The sequence below is a fragment of the Glaciimonas sp. Gout2 genome, from assembly GCF_035018905.1.
Taxonomy (GTDB): Bacteria; Pseudomonadota; Gammaproteobacteria; order Burkholderiales; family Burkholderiaceae_D; genus Glaciimonas.
Map to the genome: position 1 here is coordinate 1 of NZ_JASJXA010000132.1, position 614 is coordinate 614.

Consider the following 614-nt stretch of genomic DNA (forward strand, 5'->3'; position numbering starts at 1 on the left):
GTTGGCGCACATTGCTCCATCAACAAACGTCCGACGCCGGTTGAACCGGTGAACGTCAGCTTACGCACAATCGGATTGCTGGTCATTTCTGCACCGATGACACGGGCAGCGCCTGTGACAACGCTAAACACACCCGCTGGAACACCGGCGCGCTCCGCCAGTACTGCCAGCGCCAACGCTGAGAAAGGTGTGGATTCCGCAGGTTTCAGCACCATCGGACATCCCGCAGCCAACGCCGGGCCAACTTTGCGGGTAATCATCGCTGCGGGAAAATTCCAAGGCGTAATCGCCGCGCAAACGCCAATCGGCTCCTTGATCACAACAATACGATTATTTGGCGAGGTCGATGGAATGGTGTCACCGCCAGCGCGTTTACCCTCTTCAGCAAACCATTCAATAAAAGAGGCTGCATAAGTGATTTCACCCTTGGCTTCAGCCAGCGGCTTGCCTTGTTCCAATGTCATGATCAGCGCCAGATCATCCGCATTCGCCAACATCAGATCATTCCATTTACGCAAAACCACGCTGCGCTCTTTGGCCGTTTTACGACGCCATGATTTCCAGGCCGCGTTAGCGGCAGCAATCGCACGTCTGGTTTCGGTCGTACCCATTAG

1 protein-coding gene is annotated in these 614 nt (G+C 55.2%); it reads right to left on the reverse strand.

Annotation, left to right across the window (positions count from 1 at the left end):
* The coding region (locus QN379_RS23475) for an aldehyde dehydrogenase family protein (RefSeq protein ID WP_323507772.1) at positions 1-614 on the reverse strand (614 nt) is incomplete at both ends.